The following is a 3,585-nucleotide window of genomic DNA, read 5'->3' as shown; positions in this document are numbered from 1 at the left end:
TGCCTCATCGCTAACTTTGCAACAGTGCCCGTTTTTCCGATGTGCCGAAATGCCCGCTTACCAGGGTGTGCAGCTCATTCAGAATATAATCATACATCTGATAATGCGCTTTCCACGGCTCCTGTGTGGCATTGACATAAAACCCGGCACCCTGGCCGAGATCGTACTCTTTATCATCCGCCACCTGACTGCCGCGCGGACTGGTATCCGGCGCGACAATCACCAGGCCGTGTTCCGCTGCGTAACGCTGTGCCCCGGCTTTGGTGATAAAATTCTGCTCGTTGCAGGTCAGCCCGGAAAGCCAGTACAGCACAGGACATTTCTCTGTTTTTGCCTGCGGCGGCAGAAACACGGAAAAAGTCATCGGCGTGCCGGTCACCGCAGAGTGGTGACGCCAGACTTCCTGGCTGCCGCCGAAACAGACGTGATGTTCAATCCGTTCCATAGTATCTCCCTGAATACGTTATCAGTAATGAATGACTGTGCGGATGGATTTGCCGTCGTGCATCAAATCAAAAGCTTCATTGATTTTATCCAGTTCCATGGTGTGCGTGACAAACGGCGCCAGCTCGATTTTGCCGCTCATGGCATCTTCCACCATTCCCGGCAACTGGGTACGCCCTTTCACGCCGCCGAACGCCGTGCCTTTCCAGACCCGGCCGGTCACCAGCTGGAACGGACGGGTTGAAATCTCTTTTCCGGCACCCGCCACCCCGATAATTACCGACTGCCCCCAGCCACGGTGCGCACTTTCCAGCGCCGACCGCATCACATTGACATTGCCGATACATTCAAAGGTATGATCCACACCCCATTTGGTCATTTCGACCAGCACCTGCTGAACAGGTTTGTCATAATCATTGGGATTAATGCAGTCTGTGGCGCCGAACTGTTTTGCCAGCTCAAACTTGGATGGATTGGTATCGATGGCAAAGATGCGCCCCGCTTTTGCCTGACGTGCGCCCTGCACCACGGCCAGCCCGATACCGCCGAGGCCGAATACCGCCACAGAATCCCCTTCCTGTACCTTCGCGGTATTGTGTACCGCGCCGATCCCGGTGGTCACGCCGCAGCCGAGCAGGCAAACCTGCTCCGCATTGGCCTGCGGATTGATTTTCGCCAGTGATACTTCCGCCACAACGGTATATTCGCTGAATGTCGAGCAGCCCATATAGTGATAGAGCGGCTGACCGTTATACGAAAAACGGCTGGTGCCGTCCGGCATCACGCCTTTGCCCTGGGTTTCGCGGACGGCAACACAGAGGTTGGTTTTACCGGAGGTACAGAAATCACACTCGCCGCACTCGGCGGTGTACAGCGGGATCACATGGTCGCCCGGTTTCACACTGGTCACGCCCTCACCGACCTCAACCACCACCCCGGCACCTTCATGGCCGAGCACCACCGGGAACAGACCTTCCGGATCATCACCGGAAAGCGTGTAGGCATCGGTATGGCATACCCCGGTGTGACTGATTTTCACCAGCACTTCACCTTTCTTCGGCGGTGCCACATCAATTTCAACAATTTCAAGGGGTAAACCCGGCCCGAAGGCGACTGCTGCGCGTGATTTCATAACGGTTCCTCTGTGTCTGAGGCTTATCATGGCAGGCGATAAGCACGAATGCCGTCCACCATACCGCACAACAGCGCTGCCTGTATAGCGCCGGTCAGCAGGTGGCCGCCACCGGTGCCGGTTTTCTGATCAGCAGACAGATTGCCAGCAGCAGACCGTACAGTGCCGTGCCAATCAGCCACACCGTACCGTCCGCACTCTGCTGTGTCTGACTGAAAATAAAAGCAAACAGCAGCGGGCCCGCCACGCCGGTCAGATTGGTCAGGCTGACCAGCACACCCTGTAGTTTTCCCTGATTTGCCGCCGATGCCCCGGCAGAGATAATGCCCTGCAATGCAGGCAGTGCAATTCCGCCGCCTGCCAGCAGGATCAGGACCGGATACACCATCCATCCGGAAGTGATAGCAGACATCAGTAAAAACGCGGTGGCATCGGCAATAAATCCGGCGAAAATAATGGTTTTCTCACTCAGCCGTTTTGCCAGCGCCCCGGCAACCACCGCCTGAAACAGTGCATGCATCGCCCCGAGTCCCGCCAGTGAAAAACCGACCGCCGCGCTGTCCCAGGCAAAGCGGCTCTCCGTAAACAATACCCAGACAGTGGCCGGGATCTGCCCGATAAGCTGCGCGGTAAAAAAGACAAACAGCAACAGCGCCAGAGGTTTAAGCAGTGTGATAAAGCTGATACCTGCGCTTTCTTGTTTCTGCTCCGCCGGTTTTTCTTCTGTCTGTACCGCCGGTTTAAAGATAAAAAAGACCATCAGAAAGGTGCAGGCATTCAGTATTGCCGCAATGACAAACGGCAGATGCGGTGAGATATCCCCCGCCAGTCCGCCGATAGCCGGCCCGGCAATCAGCCCGGCACCAAAGGCCGCACCGAGACGGCCGAACCAGGCGGTACGCTCGCTGACCGCCGTGCTGTCCGCCACTACCGAAGCCGCAACCGCGCCGGTGGCACCAGTGATCCCGGAGATAATCCGCCCGAGATACAACATCCACAGCACATTGGACAGTGCCAGCAGTGTGTAATCAAACGCGGCACCCGCCAGGGATAACAGCAGCACCGGTCTGCGCCCCAGCTTATCTGACCATCTGCCCAGCAGCGGAGCAAAACAGACCTGCATCACCGCATACAGCGCCAGCAGAATGCCGTAATGGTTTGCCACATCCGCTTCCGGGAGATATTCCCGCAGCAGTGACGGTAATACCGGCATGATCAGACCAATTCCCATCGCGTCCAGCAGTGTAATCACCAGCGCGATGACAGCGGGTTTATTCATTTTTCAGATCCTGTGTTAATTCCCTATCATTGATAGAGTTGGAATATATCCCTATCAATGATAGAGTGTCAATCTGAAAATCGGAGGAGACGGTCATGGCACGGCTGAACAGAGAATCGGTTATTGATGCGGCACTGGAACTGCTGAATGAGACAGGGATTGACGGGCTGACGACCCGCAAGCTGGCGCAGAAGCTGGGAATAGAACAGCCGACACTTTACTGGCATGTGAAAAATAAACGGGCGTTACTGGATGCGCTGGCGGTGGAGATCCTGGCGCGTCATCATGATTATTCACTGCCTGCGGCGGGGGAATCCTGGCAGTCATTTCTGCGCAATAATGCAATGAGTTTCCGCCGGGCGCTGCTGCGTTACCGTGACGGGGCAAAAGTGCACCTCGGCACCCGCCCTGATGAAAAACAGTATGATACGGTGGAAACCCAGTTACGCTTTATGACAGAAAACGGCTTTTCACTGCGCGACGGGTTATATGCGATTTCAGCGGTCAGTCATTTTACCCTTGGTGCCGTACTGGAGCAGCAGGAGCATACTGCCGCCCTGACCGACCGCCCTGCAGCACCGGACGAAAACCTGCCGCCGCTATTGCGGGAAGCGCTGCAGATTATGGACAGTGATGATGGTGAGCAGGCCTTTCTGCATGGCCTGGAGAGCCTGATCCGGGGGTTTGAGGTGCAGCTTACGGCACTGTTGCAAATAGTCGGTGGTGATAA

The 3,585-nt window shown here is 56.0% G+C and carries 3 protein-coding genes and 1 pseudogene; 1 reads left to right on the top strand and 3 read right to left on the bottom strand.

Annotation, left to right across the window (positions count from 1 at the left end; all coding sequences use genetic code 11):
- Positions 1-22: 22 nt before the first annotated feature.
- The 3 genes and pseudogenes from HMPREF9538_RS07950 to tet(D) form a co-directional block, all read right to left on the bottom strand.
- Positions 23-445: pseudogene (locus tag HMPREF9538_RS07950) on the bottom strand (alpha/beta hydrolase-fold protein); the annotation flags it as partial.
- 21 nt (positions 446-466) lie between these two features.
- A complete protein-coding gene (locus HMPREF9538_RS07955) occupies positions 467-1,576 on the bottom strand; it encodes an S-(hydroxymethyl)glutathione dehydrogenase/class III alcohol dehydrogenase (protein ID WP_000842134.1) in 1,110 nt (369 codons plus the stop codon).
- Positions 1,577-1,670: 94 nt separating this feature from the next.
- The gene (gene tet(D), locus HMPREF9538_RS07960; protein WP_001039466.1) at positions 1,671-2,855 is read right to left on the bottom strand and encodes a tetracycline efflux MFS transporter Tet(D); all 1,185 of its coding nucleotides are present in this window, start codon (positions 2,853-2,855) and stop codon (positions 1,671-1,673) included.
- 95 nt (positions 2,856-2,950) lie between these two features.
- On the opposite strand from tet(D), the gene tetR(D) reads away from it, so the two are divergent.
- Positions 2,951-3,585, top strand: a 635-nt coding sequence (tetR(D), locus tag HMPREF9538_RS07965; RefSeq protein WP_009485749.1) for a tetracycline resistance transcriptional repressor TetR(D), incomplete at its 3' end; no start/stop codon positions are given.

It is taken from the genome of Klebsiella sp. MS 92-3 (genome assembly GCF_000195655.1).
Lineage (GTDB): Bacteria > Pseudomonadota > Gammaproteobacteria > Enterobacterales > Enterobacteriaceae > Klebsiella > Klebsiella pneumoniae.
This window is presented reverse-complemented; position numbering and strand designations above follow the sequence as displayed.

Coding starts and splice junctions, on each gene's coding strand:
- HMPREF9538_RS07955 (WP_000842134.1), bottom strand. CDS start 1,576: ATGAAATCACGCGCAGCAGTCGCCTTCGGGCCGGGTTTACCCCTTGAA.